The sequence below is a fragment of the Rhodococcus sp. BP-332 genome, from assembly GCF_019836065.1.
Classification (GTDB): Bacteria; Actinomycetota; Actinomycetes; order Mycobacteriales; family Mycobacteriaceae; genus Rhodococcoides.
Map to the genome: position 1 here is coordinate 180,143 of NZ_JABUEC010000005.1, position 17,938 is coordinate 198,080.

16 protein-coding genes, 1 pseudogene and 1 riboswitch are annotated in these 17,938 nt (G+C 69.1%); of the genes and pseudogenes, 10 read left to right on the top strand and 7 right to left on the bottom strand.

The annotated features are described in order from the left end of the window. The first annotated feature begins 34 nt into the window (after positions 1-34). Positions 35-667 (top strand): DUF2461 domain-containing protein, encoded by a 633-nt coding sequence (locus HQ314_RS19110; RefSeq protein ID WP_222627946.1) that lies wholly within the window; start codon positions 35-37, stop codon positions 665-667. On the opposite strand, the gene HQ314_RS19115 is transcribed toward HQ314_RS19110, so the two are convergent. Next, on the bottom strand, positions 652-2,334 hold the full coding sequence (locus HQ314_RS19115; RefSeq protein ID WP_222650937.1) for a CdaR family transcriptional regulator: 1,683 nt from the start codon (positions 2,332-2,334) through the stop codon (positions 652-654). The two genes, HQ314_RS19110 and HQ314_RS19115, sit on opposite strands and share 16 nt — an antisense overlap. A 140-nt stretch (positions 2,335-2,474) precedes the next feature. Here HQ314_RS19115 and pruA point away from each other — a divergent pair, with 140 nt between their 5' ends. Both pruA and HQ314_RS19125 read left to right on the top strand, forming a co-directional pair. Beyond that, positions 2,475-4,112, top strand: coding sequence for an L-glutamate gamma-semialdehyde dehydrogenase (gene pruA / locus HQ314_RS19120; RefSeq protein WP_222650938.1), 1,638 nt, complete (start codon positions 2,475-2,477; stop codon positions 4,110-4,112). 3 nt (positions 4,113-4,115) lie between these two features. Continuing rightward, positions 4,116-5,159 carry a proline dehydrogenase family protein gene (locus HQ314_RS19125; protein WP_222650939.1) on the top strand — a complete coding sequence of 348 codons (1,044 nt, stop codon included), beginning with the start codon at positions 4,116-4,118 and terminating at the stop codon, positions 5,157-5,159. A gap of 378 nt (positions 5,160-5,537) precedes the next feature. Here HQ314_RS19125 and HQ314_RS19130 read toward each other — a convergent pair whose 3' ends face one another. Further along, positions 5,538-6,272 carry an anti-sigma factor gene (locus HQ314_RS19130; RefSeq protein WP_051612994.1) on the bottom strand — a complete coding sequence of 245 codons (735 nt, stop codon included), beginning with the start codon at positions 6,270-6,272 and terminating at the stop codon, positions 5,538-5,540. A 138-nt stretch (positions 6,273-6,410) separates the two neighbouring features. Beyond that, positions 6,411-6,941: an Lrp/AsnC family transcriptional regulator gene (locus HQ314_RS19135; RefSeq protein ID WP_027504334.1), complete on the bottom strand. Its 531-nt coding sequence runs from the start codon at positions 6,939-6,941 to the stop codon at positions 6,411-6,413. A gap of 104 nt (positions 6,942-7,045) precedes the next feature. Between HQ314_RS19135 and ald the strand changes: the two genes are divergently transcribed. Beyond that, positions 7,046-8,131: an alanine dehydrogenase gene (gene ald / locus HQ314_RS19140; protein ID WP_222650940.1), complete on the top strand. Its 1,086-nt coding sequence runs from the start codon at positions 7,046-7,048 to the stop codon at positions 8,129-8,131. A gap of 11 nt (positions 8,132-8,142) precedes the next feature. After that, a complete protein-coding gene (locus HQ314_RS19145) occupies positions 8,143-8,847 on the top strand; it encodes a dienelactone hydrolase family protein (protein ID WP_222650941.1) in 705 nt (234 codons plus the stop codon). A 12-nt stretch (positions 8,848-8,859) separates the two neighbouring features. Here HQ314_RS19145 and HQ314_RS19150 read toward each other — a convergent pair whose 3' ends face one another. After that, positions 8,860-9,732: a hypothetical protein gene (locus HQ314_RS19150; RefSeq protein ID WP_051612993.1), complete on the bottom strand. Its 873-nt coding sequence runs from the start codon at positions 9,730-9,732 to the stop codon at positions 8,860-8,862. 93 nt (positions 9,733-9,825) lie between these two features. Further along, entirely contained in the window at positions 9,826-10,140 is a 315-nt protein-coding gene (locus HQ314_RS19155) for a multidrug efflux SMR transporter (protein WP_222650942.1), read from the bottom strand. 15 nt (positions 10,141-10,155) lie between these two features. Beyond that, a riboswitch (guanidine-III (ykkC-III) riboswitch) is annotated at positions 10,156-10,217 on the bottom strand. Positions 10,218-10,337: 120 nt separating this feature from the next. Between HQ314_RS19155 and HQ314_RS19160 the strand changes: the two genes are divergently transcribed. Both HQ314_RS19160 and HQ314_RS19165 read left to right on the top strand, forming a co-directional pair. Then, positions 10,338-11,054, top strand: coding sequence for a response regulator transcription factor (locus tag HQ314_RS19160; RefSeq protein WP_027504330.1), 717 nt, complete (start codon positions 10,338-10,340; stop codon positions 11,052-11,054). Beyond that, the gene (locus tag HQ314_RS19165; protein WP_308119495.1) at positions 11,051-12,691 is read left to right on the top strand and encodes a HAMP domain-containing sensor histidine kinase; all 1,641 of its coding nucleotides are present in this window, start codon (positions 11,051-11,053) and stop codon (positions 12,689-12,691) included. The genes HQ314_RS19160 and HQ314_RS19165 overlap by 4 nt, the downstream gene beginning before the upstream one ends. Here HQ314_RS19165 and HQ314_RS19170 read toward each other — a convergent pair. Then, a pseudogene (locus HQ314_RS19170) lies at positions 12,581-13,114 on the bottom strand (LysE/ArgO family amino acid transporter); the annotation flags it as partial. The gene HQ314_RS19165 and the pseudogene HQ314_RS19170 sit on opposite strands and share 111 nt — an antisense overlap. 76 nt (positions 13,115-13,190) lie before the next feature. Here HQ314_RS19170 and HQ314_RS19175 point away from each other — a divergent pair. Next, the gene (locus HQ314_RS19175) at positions 13,191-14,090 is read left to right on the top strand and encodes a LysR family transcriptional regulator ArgP (protein ID WP_222650943.1); all 900 of its coding nucleotides are present in this window, start codon (positions 13,191-13,193) and stop codon (positions 14,088-14,090) included. Here HQ314_RS19175 and HQ314_RS19180 read toward each other — a convergent pair. After that, positions 14,050-14,478 carry an HIT family protein gene (locus HQ314_RS19180; protein ID WP_027504327.1) on the bottom strand — a complete coding sequence of 143 codons (429 nt, stop codon included), beginning with the start codon at positions 14,476-14,478 and terminating at the stop codon, positions 14,050-14,052. The two genes, HQ314_RS19175 and HQ314_RS19180, sit on opposite strands and share 41 nt — an antisense overlap. A 94-nt stretch (positions 14,479-14,572) precedes the next feature. Between HQ314_RS19180 and HQ314_RS19185 the strand changes: the two genes are divergently transcribed. Continuing rightward, positions 14,573-15,940 carry a bifunctional glycosyltransferase family 2/GtrA family protein gene (locus HQ314_RS19185; RefSeq protein WP_222650944.1) on the top strand — a complete coding sequence of 456 codons (1,368 nt, stop codon included), beginning with the start codon at positions 14,573-14,575 and terminating at the stop codon, positions 15,938-15,940. Further along, complete coding sequence (locus HQ314_RS19190) at positions 15,937-17,922, top strand: glycosyltransferase family 39 protein (RefSeq protein WP_374197856.1); 1,986 nt, start codon at positions 15,937-15,939, stop codon at positions 17,920-17,922. Before HQ314_RS19185 ends, HQ314_RS19190 begins: the two co-directional genes overlap by 4 nt. The last annotated feature ends 16 nt before the right edge of the window (positions 17,923-17,938 follow it).

The window sequence follows — 17,938 nt, forward strand, 5'->3', positions numbered from 1 at the left end:
ACGCACAGGGCGCACGGGGCGATAGCCTCCCGCTATGAGCTCGTTCACCGGAATCCCGGAGGCCGCCCTCGATTTCTACGAGGATCTCGAGGTCGACAACAGCAAGACCTGGTGGGCCGAACACAAGCACGTCTACGACGAATCGGTCCGCGCGCCCATGACCGCGCTCACGGAGGTACTGGCCGAGGAGTTCGGAACGGCCAAGCTCTTCCGGCCGCACCGCGACGTCCGCTTCTCCAAGGACAAGGTGCCGTACAAGACGCACCAGGGTGCCTACGTGCAGGTGGCCCCGTCCACGGGGTGGTACGTGCAGGTCGACGCCTCCGGCCTCATGGTCGCCGGCGGGTTCTACGCGTCCACGTCCGACTCCATCGCCCAGTTCCGCGCCGTCGTCGACGACGAGGTCCGCGGGTCGGAGCTCGCGCGAATCGTGGCCGATCTCGAGAGCCGCGGCTACGACCGCGGCGGTGACCGGCTGAAGACCTCGCCGCGCGGCTACGACGCGGATCATCCCCGCATCGATCTGCTGCGCCACAAGTCCCTGACGGCAGGACGGTCCTTCGGCTGCCCGCCGTGGCTCGACACAGCAGAGTGCGCCGATCACATCCGTGGCGCCTGGCGTGATCTCACACCACTTCTCGAATGGTGCCGTCAGGTACTGGCCTGACGTGCCAGCACGGCCAACTGGAGTTCCATCAGCAGTCGCGCGGCGGGATCCGACAGGTCCGTCCCGGTGATCTCCTCGGCCCGTCGGACCCGATAGCGCAACGTGTTCGGGTGCACGTGCAGGTCGGCCGCGGCCCGGCGCACGTCGGACGGGTGCCGCAGATACGTCGCGATGCTCTCGCGTAGCGACGAGGACGTGCGTGCGTCGTACTCGACGAGCGCCGCCATGCGCGGATCGTGCAGCGAGGGGTGCGCGAGGAGCAGATCGACGATCTCACCGAGCAGCACGGACGTCCGCGAATCGGCGAGTGTGGTCACCCTGTCGTCTGCTCCGGCGGTCCCGTCCAGGACGCGATCGACCTCGCGGCGAGCGGCGGCGACCTCGGACAGGGCGGCCACCGGCGATGCCACCGCGGCCCGCAACCGGATCCCCGTGCGTCCCTCGATGCCCTCGAGCAACCGGCGAGTCCACGACGGCACCGAGGCCTCCGCGCGGGTCCGTGGAACGAGGACGTAGATGCGGTCGCCGAGAGTGGTGACCAGGGACAGTCGGTGAAAGGAACTGGCGTGCAGTCGGATCGCGCCGGACAGATCGGCCATCGTGGCCGACGAGGGGGCATCGGGCGCGGCGCCGTCCACCGCGGCGAGACCGATCACCGCCGCCGGCCCGTCCGTCGGGATGGACAGCGCCGCGGCGAGTGAGGGCACGTCGACCCCACCGCCACGAGCGCCGAGCAGTCGCTGGATCTGCACCGCCTCGTTCGTGGGTGCCTCGAGGATGCGCGTGATCAACCGTGCCGCCACCGCGGCCGCGCCCTGCAGCACGCTCGGAGCATCGTCGGTGAGCGGTCGACGACCTTCCTGGATCCACAGCGTGCCTACCAGTCGCGGTGTGCCCGAACCATCCTGCGTGGCAGTCGTTCTGATGCCGGCGACCAGTCGCCGTCGGATACCCAGATCGGAGTGCGCCGGCACCTCGACGACCTCGTCGGAACGGCGGACCGCGTCGTAGACACCCCACTGCTCGAGTCGCCGGAGATACTCCGCGGGGCCTTCTCGTCCGAGAATGGACAGGGTCCGCAGCTCGTCCGCCTGATCGTCCGACGCCGAGTACGCCAACACGTGCGACCGCTGGTCCTCGATGCTCACCATCCCGCGCGTGAGCACCGCGACGGTGTGCGCCAGCCCGAAGAGATCGGTGTCCGCGCCCACCAGTCCCGCCAGTTCGGACGGTTCCGCGGACGACGGTGGAGGTGTGGTGATCGACGGCGAGGAATGGTCGAGCACGCCGCGCACCATCGACAGGAGGCGGTCCCAGCGGGTCTGCGTGTGCACCGCGACGAGAGCGACGCCGGCCGTGCGAGCCGCGTGCTGCATCAGCGTGGACGAGGCGGCGATCTTCGACATCACCGCGGTGGGTCGAAGGTCGCTGCTCCGCGTCGCCAGGTCGTCGAACCACGCAACGGCGTCCGCTTCCCGCACACCCGCCAGCAGATAGAGGTCCGCCGCGGCGGCGGTCGTGTAGAGCTCGGCGGCCAGATCGTCGGCGTCGACGAGCGTCACCGACCCGATCGGCACGTCCGACCCTGCCGGTGCCACGAGCACCTCGACGAAGGCGGAGTGCAGCGCACGCACGATCGAGTCGAGGGTCGACGAGGTGCGGGTCATGCCGTGCACTCTAGGTGTCCTTCATCCGATCGGACAGGGGTCGGTGTGTTTCTTTGGACGCTGGGCCGAATATCGAGGATGCCGCGTCCGCTTGGCTGAACCCACCGACCCGGCACGAAGACCCGACACCGAGGACCGACATGGACGCCGTCACCGCAGTACCCACCCCCCTGAACGAGCCGGTGCACACGTACGCACCCGGCAGCGCCGAGCGAGCGCGGCTCACGCACCATCTGGATCGACTCGCCGCCACGCCCACCGAGATCACCCAGGTCATCGGTGGAGACCACCGCGACGCGACGGGCCCACGCGAGCACGTCGTGCAACCGCATCGGCACGCGTCCGTCATCGGATCGTTCGCGAATGCCACCCACCAGGACGTGCGCGACGCAATCGACGCGGCGACCGCCGCCGCACCTGCGTGGCAATCGCTGCCCTTCGACGAGCGCGCCGCAGTCTTCCTCCGCGCCGCCGATCTCCTCGCCGGGCCGTGGCGCGAGATCATCGCGGCTGCCACCATGCTGGGGCAGTCGAAGAGCGCGTACCAGGCCGAGATCGACGCACCCTGCGAGCTGATCGACTTCTGGCGCTTCAACGTCTCGTTCGCCCGACAGATCATGGCCGAACAACCGATCTCCGCGCCCGGCGTCTGGAACCGCGTCGAATACCGCCCCCTCGAGGGCTTCGTCTACGCCATCACCCCGTTCAACTTCACCGCCATCGCGGGAAACCTCCCCACGGCGCCGGCGCTCATGGGCAACACCGTGCTGTGGAAGCCGTCGCCCACCCAGGCCGTCGCCGCGTACCTGACGATGCAGCTTCTCGAGGCCGCCGGACTGCCCCCCGGCGTCATCAACCTCGTGCTCGGTGACGGACCCCTCGTCTCCGAGGTCGCACTCGCCGATCGTCGTCTCGCCGGCATCCACTTCACCGGCTCCACACCGACGTTCCAGCGGCTGTGGCGCGAGGTGGGCGAGAACATCGCCGGCTACGACACCTACCCGCGACTGGTCGGTGAGACCGGTGGCAAGGACTTCGTCGTCGCCCACAGTTCCGCCGACCCGGACGTGCTCACCACGGCGCTGATCCGCGGTGCCTTCGACTTCCAGGGTCAGAAGTGCTCCGCGGCGTCGAGGGCCTTCGTGCCGTCGTCGGTGTGGAAGAGGATGGGGGACACGCTCGTCGACACCGCGTCGTCGCTGCGTTACGGCGACGTCACCGATCTGTCGAACTTCGGTGGGGCGGTCATCGACCGGAAGGCCTTCGACCGCAACGCGGCTGCACTCGAGCGCGCGAAGTCCACCCCGGGCATCACCATCGCCGCCGGCGGCACCTGCGACGATTCCGTCGGCTACTTCGTGGACCCGACGATCCTGCTCGGTGACGACGCGGGCGACGAGGCGTTCCACACCGAGTACTTCGGCCCGATCCTCGCCGTGCACGTCTACGACGACTCGAAGCCCGGTGCGTTCGAGAACACGCTCGCCATGGTCGACAGCGGGTCGAAGTACGCCCTGACCGGATCGATCATCGCCGACGATCGCGCCGCCGTCACGCAGGCCACCGAGGCCCTGCGCTTCGCCGCCGGCAACTTCTACGTCAACGACAAGCCGACCGGCGCCGTCGTCGGACAGCAGCCGTTCGGCGGTGCTCGCGCGTCGGGCACCAACGACAAGGCCGGATCACCGCAGAACCTGCTCCGGTGGGCCTCCGCGCGCACCATCAAGGAGACTTTCGTGCCGGCCGTGGACCACACCTACCCTCACCAGGGAATCTGACCGATGGCCACCAACCCGCTCCGCCCCGTCCTGCTCGCCGCCGGGCGATCGCGCCGCCTCGAACGCGTCGTCGCGCGGTCCGTCCTGACCAGGTCGCTCGTCGAACGCTTCATCGCCGGGAGCACCGAACCGGAGGTGGTCGGTGCCGTCGCCGACCTGCTCGGGTCCGGCCGCGTCGTCAGCGTCGATCACCTGGGTGAGGACACCACCGACGCGGCGCAGGCCACCGCGACCGTCGACGCGTATCTGTCCCTACTGCAGGCATACTCACGCCTCCACACCCCACAGCCTCCGGCTTTCCCGTCCAATTCCGGCCGGCCTCCGGCCTTTTCGTCCAATTCCGGCCGGCCTCCGGCCTTTTCGTCCAATTCCGGCCGGCCTCCGGCCTTCCCGCTGGAGATCTCGCTGAAGCTCTCGGCGCTCGGACAGTCGCTCCCCGACGACGGCCACGCCGTGGCCCTCGCCAACGCCCACAAGGTGTGCGCCGCCGCGGACGCCGCGGGAGTGTGGGTCACCGTCGACGCCGAGGACCACACCACCACCGACTCGACTCTCGCGATCGTGCGGGAGCTCCGCAAGGACTTCCCGACTCTCGGCACCGTCCTGCAGGCGTACCTGCACCGCACCGAACAGGACTGCCGCGAGCTCTCCGGTCCCGGATCACGAATCCGGTTGTGCAAAGGCGCATATCGCGAACCGGCCAGTGTGGCCTTCCAGAAGAAGGCGGACGTGGACGCCTCGTACGAGCGGTGCCTGCGGGTGCTCATGGAGGGGGAGGGTTACCCCATGGTGGCGTCTCACGATCCCCGCATGATCGAGGCGGCGCGACGAGACGCGGCCGAACTGGGACGTGGACCGGACGACATGGAGTACCAGATGCTCTACGGCATCCGCGACGGTGAGCAGACACGCCTGGTGTCGGAGGGGTACCGCGTCCGCGTGTACGTGCCCTTCGGTACGCAGTGGTACGGGTACTTCATGCGGCGGTTGGCGGAGCGTCCGGCGAACCTGACGTTCTTCCTCCGGTCACTGCTGACCCGCTCCTGACCCCTCGCCGCGCGCGCGATTCGCGCGTCCGTCGAAGCTCCCGTCCCGGCACCCCTCGCCGAGGGCGGGAGTGAAGACGGTGTCACCGCAGGTGCGGCAGTGGTGCGTGCGATGGTGACCGATGCCGCACGAGCACGACCTGGCTCCCACGAGAACCGAACGCGCTTGCAGCACATGACCGTTACCGCAGGTGGCCGGTGCCTCCTCGTGCCAGACCCCGTTCATCAGGTGCAGTCGGCGCCGACGGTTCATCACGGACGTCTCCTCGGGAATCACACGTCACGAGGGAAGGTCTGACGTCGGGTGGTGCAGTGACACCCACCCTACACGGGTGTCGAACACATGTTCGACTTCGAGTGGATCCGATCCGGGACGGAATCAGACGAGCGCGACGCGGGCCACGGCGCCCGAGGTGGGGAACGGTGATCCGCCCGCGGGTTCCACGGTCACCGAGAGTGCGGTGGCGCCGTCGACGGGCACGGATGCAGGCTGGGAGAGGTCGTCGGCATCCATCGTCCCGACGGACACGGGCGAGCCCTCGATGAGCCAGACCTGGTAGACCGATCCGGCGGGAGGCGCTGCGACATCCGTCATGCGGAGCACGGCGCGCTCGTCACCGGGGGTGTACTGCACGCTCATGGTGCCGCCTCCGGCCACCGGGGATTCGAGCGGTGCCGCGACGGTCGCGGTGGGAGCCGACGGAGTCGCGTTCTGCTGCACGGCCACCGCCCCGCCCACACCGACGACCACCGCAGCGGCGGCCGCCATCGCGGCGATGCGCCATCCGCGTCGGCGGCTGGGACGAAGGGGGAGGACTGTCGCGCCGTCGGGGTCGACCTGCGCCGTGTCCTCCACGGCCCCCAGGATGCGGACCCGGAGATCGGCGGGGGCGGGAGTGCGTGTCGCGTCCGACGTCACGGCCATCGTCTCGCGGACGTCACGCACGATCGCGTCGAACCTCCGCCTGGTGTGGGCGTCCGTGTCGTCGAGGCGAGTCATGGTCTCGTACTGCTCCGAGGCTGCCATGGCGTCGAGGGCACACAGGTACGCGAGCTCGAGAAGGTCCCGATCCGGCAGCTGCACGGGTCGTTCGGGCGAACCGTGATCGCTCATCTCGGGCTGCCTCCATGCGTGTGGTCGGTGGGTCAGTAAGAGTGGGCGAAAAGTACCCCCGTCACATCCACGGCCGTGCTCTCCTGGCTGATACACCGGGTATTCGGTGCGCTCGCCGCACCGGATGGGCGGAGGGCGTCAGCTCGGTCCGCCCTCGTCGACCAGTCGCGGCCGCAGGTGCTCGAAGATCAGTGTGGTCTCGGTCGCGGCCACCGACGGATGAGCACTGAGGTTCTGGACGACGAAGTCCCTCAGGTGCGCAGAGTCCGTCATCGCGACGTGGATCAGGTAGTCGTCGGCACCGGCGATGAAGTAGACGTCGAGCACCTCGGGGAACGTCGTGAAGGACTCTGCGAACTCGCCCAGGTGGCGCCGGGCACCCGCCAGCAGCCGCACCGCGATCATGGCCTGCAGGCCCTGCCCCAGTGCCGCCGGATCGATGTCGGCGTGGAAACCGCGGACGACCCCGCGCTCGACCAGTGAACGGACGCGTCCCAGACACGTCGACGGGGCGATCCCGGCGCGGGCGGCCAGGGTGTTGTTGGGGATGCGGGCGTCGTTCGCCAGTTCACGCAGGATGACGCGATCGATGCGGTCCAGAGATGCCGCCCGAAGATTGTTCGGTCGCACCGGGGCGGACAGACCTGTGTTCGACGATTCGATGTCCATGAGGCCAGTCTACGAAATTATCGTCACTTCGATTGCGGCTCGGTCGAACGAAGTTCACGATTATCGGACATGACGAGTCATCCGGTAAGGGCGAAGGGCGCACCATGAGAATCGGCATACCTCGGGAACTGAAGAATCACGAGTACCGGGTGGCGGCGAGCCCGGCGGGAGTGCACGACATGGTCGTGCACGGTCATCGCGTCGTCGTCGAGACCGAGGCGGGCGCGGGATCGTCGTTCTCGGACAACGACTTCAAGGCTGCCGGCGCGGAGATCTCGAACTCGGCCGACGAGGTGTGGGCGCGGGCCGAGTTGCTGCTCAAGGTGAAGGAGCCGATCGAGGCCGAATACCACCGGCTGCGGTCGGGCCAGGTCCTGTTCACCTATCTCCATCTCGCCGCGTCGGCCGCATGCACCGATGCCCTCGAAGCGTCCGGCACCACGGCGATCGCCTACGAGACGGTGACCGGCGCGGGCGGCAGTCTGCCGTTGCTCGCACCGATGAGCGAGGTCGCCGGCCGGCTCGCGACCCAGGCCGGGGCGTATCACCTGATGGCGCAGACGGGCGGCCGCGGCGTGCTGATGGGCGGCGTTCCGGGAGTGAGTCCGGCCAAGGTGGTGGTGATCGGCGGCGGGGTGTCGGGATCCAACGCTGTGGCGATGGCACACGGGCTCGGTGCGGACGTGACGGTGTTCGACCTCGACATCGCCAAGCTGCGGACCATCGACGCGCAGTACCGCGGCCAGGTCAAGACCGTGGTGTCGAACAGGTGGGAGCTCGAGCAGGCCGTCGTGGCCGCCGACCTCGTCATCGGGGCGGTCCTCGTCCCGGGTGCCAAGGCCCCGACGGTGGTGTCCAACGCACTGGTCGCACGGATGAAGGCGGGGTCCGTGCTCGTCGACATCGCCATCGATCAGGGCGGGTGTTTCGAGGACTCGCGTCCCACCACGCACGACGATCCCACCTTCCCGGTGCACGATTCGATCTTCTACTGCGTGGCCAACATGCCGGGCTCGGTTCCCCGCACGTCGACGCAGGCGCTGACCAACGCGACGCTCCCGTTCGTTCTCGCTCTCGCCGACCAGGGCTGGGAGCAGGCGTGCGCCACCGTTCCCGGGCTCGCAGACGGTCTCAGCGTGCACGCCGGCAACCTGCTGTCGGACACCGTGAGAACGGCGCTGGGTCGCTAGAGTCGGCCGGTATGACTGTCATCGAGGTCGACACCGGAACAGATCGCATCGAGGCGACACTCGAGGTCCCCGCAGGGGAGGGGCCCTGGCCCGCCGTCGTGATCGTGCACGACGTGTTCGGCATGACCGACGACATCAGGTCCATCGCCCGGCGCTTCGCCGACCAGGGCTACGTCGCGTTGGTGCCGGATCTCTACGCCCGCGGTGGCCGCGCAAAGTGTGTGACAGGAGTGTTCCGGTCGCTTCTCGCGCGCTCGGGCCGGGCGGTGGACGACCTGCTGGCGTGCCGCGACGCCCTCACCGCGCGCGCCGACACCACCGGCGCGGTGGGCATCGTCGGGTTCTGCATGGGTGGAGGTTTCGCTCTGGCGCTGGCGCCCCGGGGGTTCGAGGCGAGCGCGCCGTTCTACGGCATCCTGCCCCGTCACATCGAGTCGGCCCTCGAGGGCACGTGCCCGATGGTCGCGAGTTTCGGCAAGCGCGATCCGATGCTGCCGGGCGCGGGCCCGAAGCTCGAGAAGGTGTTGCAGGACAAGGGCGTTGCCCACGACGTCGTGACCTATCCCGGTGCCGGCCACAGTTTCGCGAACGACTTCGGATCGGGTCCGGGTGCACTGGTCATGCGCGTCACCGGATTCGGCTATCAGCACGAGCAGGCCGAGGACGCCTTCGCTCGGGTCTTCACCTTCTTCGGCGAGCACGTCCGGTCGCGCTGACGCCCACGAGGCTCAGCGGCCGACGGCCGGACCCTGCAGCGCCCCGCGCACCTCGCCCGTCTTGGGCTCGACCGCGCCGCGACTCTTGACCCAGCGGCTCGGCAGCTTGCCCACCAGCTCGCCGAGCGGGTTCACCGCAGCGGCGAGGACGTCCACGGTGTCCTGCAGAATCTCCACGCTGACGCTCATGCGCTCGAGGTTGGGCGCCAGCGAACTCAGCGACTCGGCGACGGTCACGAGCTGATCCAGCGGACCGTTGCGTGCCGTCAGCCGCTGGATCGCGCCTTCCTCACCGAGCAGCGTCTCGACGAGCCCGCCCTTGGCGAGGGCGTTGTCGATGACCCCGTTCTCACGGGTCAGCGCCTCGATCACGCCGCCCTCCTTGGTCAGGAGTTCGACAGGGCCGTCCTTCGCGGTGAGGCGCTCGATGGGTCCGTCGACGGCCGTGAGTCGATCGAGCAGACCGCCCTCGGCGAGGAGGCGATCCAGCGCACCGTCCTCCGCGAGGACTCGGGTGAGGGGGCCGTCGTCCGCCAGGATGCGTTCGAGAGGACCGCCGGGCTCGAGCAGTCGATCGAGGGTGCCGCCCTTGCTCGTCAACCTGTCGACGGCGCCACCGGGCTCGAGCAGTCGGTCCAGCGGGCCACCGGGCCGCAGCGCGTGACCCAGTGCGCGGTCGTCGGAGGTGAGCTCGGCCAACTGTCCGAGAAGCTGCAGCGGGCCGCTCCGAGGATTGGCCAGGGTGATGGCGTCGAGTGACCCGGAAGCGCCTGCGGCCAGCGCCATCCGGGTGGTCGCGACGGCCGACTCGGCCACCCCGACCGCCGACTCGGCGACAGCCAATCCGACACGCACCGGCAGTGTGACCGCGGACACCCAGTTCATGGGGTCACTCTAACCCGCGGCGGGAAGGCCGGAGGCCGGTCGGGATGGGACGGCGGGGAGGCCGGAGGCCGGTCGGGACGGCCGGGGGCGCGGTCAGTGGGCGAGCTTGAGTCCGATGACGCACCCGACGAGCCCTGCGATGAGGGCGACGCGGATCGGCGTCGCGGACTCGGTGCCGGACACCATCGCGTAGACGACGGTGAGCGAGGCGCCGATGCCCACCCACACCGCGTAGGCGGTGCCGGTCGGGATGGTCCGCATGGCGAAGGCGAGACCGCCCATGCTGACGACGAGCGCCGTACCGAAGACGATGGTGGCGACGGGCTTCGTGAAGCCCTCGGACTTGCCGAGTGCGGTGGCCCAGACGGCCTCGAACACGCCCGACAACACCAGAATGATCCATGCCATGAGTAGCCGACTCTCCTGGCACCGTCTTGTCGCTGGCCGGGTACGGTGCGCTCGTCCGGGTCTGTGTCGCAGTCTGTCCTCCACGGTAGCAAAGCGGACACGACGCCGGGTCGGGGCTCACAGGAACCTCACAGCGACACCCCGGGCAGGAACCAGCAACGCCGGACACCATGGCACTCGTGAGCGAGAATTCCGTCATGACGACTCCCCGACCGCAGACCACCGCCGAGGCGAAGGTACTGGTGGTCGACGACGAGCCGACCATCGTCGAACTGCTGTCGGTCAGTCTGAAGTTCCAGGGTTTCGAGGTGCGGACGGCGCTGGGTGGGCCCGCGGCTCTGGACGTCGCCCGGACCTTCCGGCCGGACGCGTTGATCCTGGACGTGATGATGCCCGACATGGACGGCTTCGGGCTGCTCCGCCGACTGCGCGCCGACGGCATCGACGCGCCCGCACTGTTCCTCACGGCACGGGACTCGGTGGAGGACAAGGTGACCGGTCTGACCATGGGTGCGGACGACTACGTCACCAAGCCGTTCAGCCTCGAGGAGGTGGTGGCGCGCCTGCGCGTGATCCTGCGCCGGTCGGTGCGCGGTCCGGAGGCGCAGCCGTCACGCCTGACGTTCGCCGACATCGAGCTCGACGACGACACCCACGAGGTGTGGAAGGCGGGCGAACCCGTCTCGTTGTCCCCGACGGAGTTCACGCTCCTGCGCTACCTCATGGTCAATTCCGGGACGGTGCTGTCCAAGCCCCGGATCCTGGACCACGTGTGGCACTACGACTTCGGGGGTGAGGTCGGTGTCGTGGAGTCCTACGTGTCGTACCTGCGCAGGAAGGTCGACACGACGGAACCCCGGCTGATCCACACACTGCGAGGCGTCGGCTACGTCCTGCGGGAACCGCGACGGTGAAGCGGCACCTACGCGCCGTCCCGCTCCGCGTCACCCTGGTGTCGGTGCTGCTGCTTCTCGTCGCCCTCGGTCTCGTCGGTTCGGGTGTGGCCGTGACCTCGGCACTGCAGAACACGCTGACCCAACGTGTCGACGAACAGCTCATGGAGGCGGCGTCCGGCTGGGCCAGGCCTCGTGTGGAGCGGTTCCTCGGACCTCCCCCGGAGGAGGCGAACCCACAGCGTCCGCCCACGGCGTTCTACGTCCGCTCGGTGGCGGCGGACGGCACCGTGCGTACTCCCGTGAACGATGTCGGGGACGATCAGCCGGATCTGACCGGCGTCCTGACCGCCACGCCGACCACTGTCGGATCGGTCGGCGATCCCGACGATTCGTGGCGCACGGTGACCGTCTCGAACGGGGACGGCCAGACGACGGTCGCGATTCCGCTGGCGGGCAACGAGGCCATCGTCTCCAGGCTCGTGACTCTGCAACTGTCCATCGGTCTCGGAGTGCTGGCGGTGCTGGGTGTCGCCGCGTACTTCCTGGTACGCCGGAGCCTGCGGCCGCTGCAGGAGGTGGAGGTGACTGCCGCGGCCATCGCGTCCGGGGATCTGCATCGACGCGTTCCCGAGCGGAACGAACGCACCGAGGTGGGGCGACTGTCCGCGGCACTCAACGGAATGCTCGCCCAGATCCAGCACGCCTTCGCTGCGACGGAGGCGTCCGAGAACGCGGCGCGCGAGTCCGAGAACGCGGCACGTGCGTCGGAGGACCGGATGCGCCGTTTCGTGGCCGACGCCTCCCACGAGCTCCGGACCCCGCTGACGACGATCCGCGGCTTCGCCGAGCTCTACCGGCAGGGGGCCATGACCGACACCGAGTTGCTGATGACCCGTATCGGGGGAGAGTCGGCGCGGATGGGTCTGCTCGTCGAAGATCTGCTGATGTTGGCGCGGCTGGACGCCCAGCGTCCGCTCGATCGGAGCCCCGTGGACCTCCTCGTGATCGCAGCGGACGCGGTGCACGATGCGGCCGCCACGGCTCCGGAACGAGCCGTGAGTCTGCAGGTGCTCGAGGGCAGCGGCGTGCCGGAGGTGCTGGGGGACGATGCGCGTCTGCGCCAGGTGCTCGGCAACCTGGTGGGCAACGCGCTCCGGCACACCCCGCCGACGGCGTCGATCACCGTGGCGGTCGGAACCGTCGGTGAGACAGCAGTTCTGGAGGTTCGTGACACCGGGCCGGGACTCACCGAGGACGATGCCGAGCGCGTCTTCGAGCGGTTCTATCGGGCGGACCGTTCGCGCACGAGAGAGAGCGGCGGGAGTGGTCTGGGTCTGTCGATCGTGTCCGCGCTGGTCGCGGCCCACAGCGGTCGGGTCTCGGTGGCGAGCGCGCCCGGCCGGGGTGCGACGTTCCGCGTGGAGCTGCCCCTGGCGGGCCGGCGTCCGGGTGGACGGGTGGAGTCAGCCGGAGACGAGCCCCTCGACCAGGACGACGGCGATGAGGAGCATGACCACACCGATCAGGACGTCGAGCACACGCCACGCGACGGGTCTGGCGAAGATCGGCGTCATGAATCGCGCGCCGAATCCGAGGGCCGTGAACCAGACGATGCTGCCCAGCGTCGCGCCGAGGGCGAACCACCAGCGCGCTGACCCGGTCTCGCGATTGGCGACGGAGCCGAGGAAGACGACGGTGTCGAGATAGACGTGCGGGTTGAGCCACGTCAGTGCCAGGCAGGTGAGGACCGCGGACCGCAGCGACACACTCGCTCCGTTCCCGCCGACTGTCAGACTCGTCGGGCGCAGGGCCCGTCGGAAGGCCATGAGTCCGTACACGGTGAGGAAGACGGCGCCGGCGACCGTGACGACGGTGACAGCCGTCGGGTAGGTCTCGACGACCACGCCGATGCCCGAGACTCCCGCGAGGATGAGGACCGCGTCGGACAGAGCGCACACCAGGACGACGGCGAGCACGTGCTGTCGTGCGATGCCCTGACGGAGAACGAAGGCGTTCTGTGCGCCGATCGCGACGATGAGGGAGAGGCCGACACCGAAGCCGACGAACAGGGAGGACATGACCGGAACGCTAGGTCGAACCAGACAATGTAGTCCAGCTCATGTTTTTCAGGACTGATGAGCGTAGCTTCACATCATGCAGTCGGACCAGCTCGAGGCTCTGCGTGCCGTCGTCGACGACGGCACGTTCGAAGCGGCTGCGCGGTCGCTGCACATCACACCGTCGGCGGTGAGTCAGCGCATCAAAGCGCTGGAACTGCGGGTCGGTGCCGTTCTCGTCTCGCGCACGAAGCCCGTGATGCCGACCGAGTCCGGCGTCGTGCTGCTCCGGCTCGCCCGGCAGATCCAGACTCTGACCGACGGCGCCGTGCGGGAGTTGCGCGCCGCGGACGACGTCGCTCGGGTGTCGCTGGCCGTCAACTCGGATTCCCTGGCCACGTGGGTGTTGCCGGCGCTCGCGCCACTGGCGGGCTCCGTGATCCTCGACATCCATCGAGAGGATCAGGACCACACCGCCGAACTGCTCCGCGGTGGAACGGTGACGGCGGCGATCACGTCCGTGGACACACCTGTCCGCGGCTGTACCTCGACCAGGCTCGGCTCGATGCGGTACCGCCCCTGCGCGTCTCCGTCGTTCGTGACTCGATTCCTGGACGACGGCGTCACTCCGGACGCCCTGGCCCGAGCCCACGTCGTGGTGTTCGACGAGAAGGACGCGCTGCAGGATCGCTACCTCTCGCGACACGGCGTGTCCGCGTCGGTGCCGCCGCGACACCTGGTGCCGTCGTCCACCGAGTACGCGCGTGCCGTGCATCTGGGCTTCGGCTGGGGCATGCTGCCGGACCAGCAGCGCGGCGGACTCGACGTCGTCGAACTCGACGACACCGTGATCGACGTGGCGCTTCACTGGCAGCAGTGGGCGCTGTCGTCGCCGGCGCTCGACACGGTGGCCGCGGCGATCGTCGGAGCCGCGCGGGCGGTTCTCGGACGACCGATCAGCGACGGGGGACGTGCTGCCCGTGGCCGAGTGCCGTGAGCGCTGCGGTGATCTTCTCCTGCGCCTCGTCCAACGACTCGGGCGACGGGGAGGTGTCGGCGCCGGAGATGTCGAAGTCCGCCATGTCGAAGGCCGGGAACACGTGCAGATGCAGGTGCGGCACCTCGAGACCGGCGATCAGCAGACCCGCCCGAGGGGCGTCGAACGCCGACCGGACGGCCTTGCCGACGGTCTGAGCGACAGACGTGAGCGAGCCGAAGGTCGTGGGATCGACGTCCTGCCACTGATCGATCTCGGCTCGCGGGACGATCAGGGTGTGACCCTGCGTGACCGGGGCGATGGTGAGGAACCCGACGACGTCGTCGTCCTCCCACACGAAGCGGCCCGGGATGTCGCCGGCGATGATTGCGCTGAACACGGATGCCATGGGCCGACTCTATTCGTCGGCTCCGCATCGGCTCCCGGGTACTTCCCGGGTTCGCCCCGGGTCGGTCCCGGGGCGGCGCACGAGTGTTCGGTGCATGACAACCAACTCAGTGGTGGAGCGGGAAGGCCGGAGGCCGGCCGGTGACGGGCGGGAAGGCCGGAGGCCGGCCGGTGACGGGCGGGAAGGCCGTGGGCGCGGGCGGGAGCCGGGGCCGGGTGGGGGTGCGGCGCGGACGGTGACCGTCGAGCTCGTGGTGCCCGTGTACAACGAGGAGGCCGCACTCGAAGCCTGTGTCCGCAGGCTGCACGCCTTCCTGCGGGCCGATGTTCCCTGGTCGACGGTGATCACCGTCGCCGACAACGCGAGCACGGACGCGACACGGTCGATCGCCGAGCGCCTCGCCCGGGAGCTCGACGGTGTCTCGGTGCGACATCTGGACGACAAGGGTCGCGGTCGCGCGCTCAAGGCGGTGTGGACGGAGTCGGAGGCCGACATCGTCGCGTACATGGACGTCGACCTGTCGACGGATCTCGGTGCACTCGTGCCCCTCCTGGCTCCGCTGGCATCGGGCCATTCCGATCTCGCGATCGGGTCCCGGCTCGCCTCGTCGTCGCGGGTGGTGCGAGGGGCGAAGCGAGAGTTCATCTCCCGCACCTACAACGTCCTCCTCCGCACGGGTCTGCGGACCAGATTCTCCGACGCTCAGTGCGGGTTCAAGGCCGCGCGCACCGAGGTCGTCCGGGAACTGCTTCCGCTGATCGAGGACACCGGGTGGTTCTTCGACACCGAACTGCTCGTCCTCGCGGAGCGGGTCGGTCTCCGCATTCACGAGGTGCCCGTCGACTGGGTCGACGATCCCGACTCGAGCGTGGACATCGTCGACACCGCACTGGCCGATCTGAAGGGCTGCTGGCGCGTCGGGCGTGCGCTCGCGACCGGCGCCCTCCCGATCGCGGACCTGCGTCTCAGCCTGGGTCGTGGACCCCTGTCGTCCACCGCCTCCACCACCGAGGTCTCCGAACTGAGGGGAGTGCCCGTCGGCATGATCGGTCAACTGGTGCGGTTCGCGCTCGTCGGCGTCGCCAGCACTGTCGCCTACGCGGTGCTGTACCTGATCCTGCACACGATCCTCGGCGCGCAGGGCGCCAACTTCGTCGCGCTCCTCGTCACCGCAGTGCTGAACACCGCCGCCAACAGAGCCTTCACATTCGGGGTCCGAGGCTCCGACGGGGCTGCGGCGCATCATCTTCAGGGTCTCGCGGTGTTCGCCTTCGGGTGGCTCGTCACCGCCGGTTCTCTCGTCGCCCTGCACGAGTGGGCTCCGGGTGCGTCCAAGCACGTCGAGCTCCTCGTTCTCGTTCTCGCCAACCTGGTCGCCACCGTGACGCGCTTCGTCGCGCTGCGCTGGGTCTTCCGGGCCGCATCCTCCGCCCGCACTCGTCAGATGGAGTCCACCTCGTGACCACCCTCCTCACCGCCCCGGAAGATCACGTGCACGACGGGGCTCCGCGCCCGGTCCGTACTCGTTGGGAACCATGGGCCGCTGCGGCCCTGATCCTGGGAACTGCTGTCGCCTACCTCGTGAACCTGAGCAGCAACGGATGGGCCAACTCCTTCTACTCCGCTGCGGTGCAGGCGGGTTCGCAATCCTGGGAGGCGTTCTTCTTCGGCTCCTCCGAAGCCGCGAACTCCATCACCGTCGACAAGCCGCCGATGTCGCTGTGGCTCATGGAACTGTCCGTCCGGGTGTTCGGGCTGAACTCGTGGGCGATTCTCGTGCCTCAGGTCGTGCTGGGTGTCGCCTCCGTGACGCTGCTGTGGCGCACCGTACGGCGACAGTGGGGACCGGCCGCCGGACTGCTCGCAGGACTGGTTCTCGCGCTGACTCCCGTGGCGGCACTGATGTTCCGTTTCAACAACCCCGATGCGCTGCTGGTGCTGCTCATGATCGCGGCGGTGTGGGCGATGATGCGGGCTGTCGAGACCGGTCGCACCCGGTGGCTCGTGGTCGTCGGCACGATGGTCGGACTCGGCTTCCTGACCAAGCAGCTGCAGGTCATGCTGGTGGTTCCCCCTCTGGCGCTGACGTACCTCCTGGCCGGGCCTGTGTCGCTGCGACGGCGCATCCTGCAGTTGTGTGCCGCGCTGGGCGCGATGATCGTGTCGGCCGGATGGTGGATCGCCGTCGTGGAACTCTGGCCGGCGTCGTCGCGGCCGTGGATCGGTGGGTCGCAGAACAACTCGATCCTCGAACTGACGCTGGGATACAACGGTCTCGGTCGGCTCAACGGTGAGGAGACCGGTTCGGTCACGCCCGGCGGCGGCGGTGGTGGCGGCGGAATGTGGGGGGAGACGGGCATCCTGCGGATGTTCGACGCCTCGCAGGGCGGTCAGATCGCCTGGCTCGTTCCCGCTGCGCTGATTCTGGGAATCGCGGCGATCGTGCTGCGCGGCAGGGCTCCTCGTACCGACCAGCGGCGCGCTGCGCTGATCGTCTGGGGACTGTGGCTCCTGGTCACCGGGCTGACGTTCAGCTTCATGGCCGGCATCTTCCACTCGTACTACACCGTGGCGCTGGCGCCGGCGGTCGCGGCGCTGGTGGGCATGGGCAGCGTGGCGCTCTGGCGGGCCCGCGAGCGCCTCGTCGCACGCATCGTTCTCGCCGCGACGGTGGTCGCGACCGTGGTGACGTCCTGGATCCTGTTGTCCCGCAGCGCATCTTTCGTTCCGTGGCTGAAGGTCGTCGTCGTGCTGGTCGGTGTGCTCGCGGTCGTGGGGCTGCTCGTTCCGCGGCTGACTCGCGGCAGGCTCGCCGCGGTCACGGTTCTGGCGGCGGTGATCGCGGGACTCGCAGGACCGACCGCCTACGCCGCGAACACCATCGCGACACCGCATCAGGGCTCCATCGTCACGGCCGGGCCGAACACCGGTGGCGGCTTCGGGCGTGGCGGCATGGACGGCGGGCGCGGCATGCGCGACGGCGGTGCCGGCCGGATGCCCGCCGGGGGACAGGCGCCGACGGGTGCGCCCGGTCAGCTCCCGGGTGGCGCCGCGCAGATGCCGGGTGGCGCGGACGGTGGCGGCGGCATGGGCGGGTTGCTCGATGGCAGTACTCCGAGCGCCGAGATGGTCGCCCTGCTCGAGGAGAACTCGGACTCGTACACCTGGGTCGCCGCGGCGATCGGGTCCAATGCCGCGTCGGGCTACCAGTTGGCGACCGAGGACCCGGTGATGCCGATCGGTGGCTTCAACGGGAGCGATCCCTCCCCGACGCTGGCCGAGTTCCAGCAGTACGTCGCTGACGGTGAGATCCACTGGTTCATCGCGGGCGGCGGTATGGGAGGCGGTGCGTCCGGTACCTCGGCGGAGATCAGCGAGTGGGTCACCGCGACCTTCACCGCCCAGACCGTGGACGGCGTGACGCTGTACGACCTCACCGCCTGACCCGGATCCGGTGCAG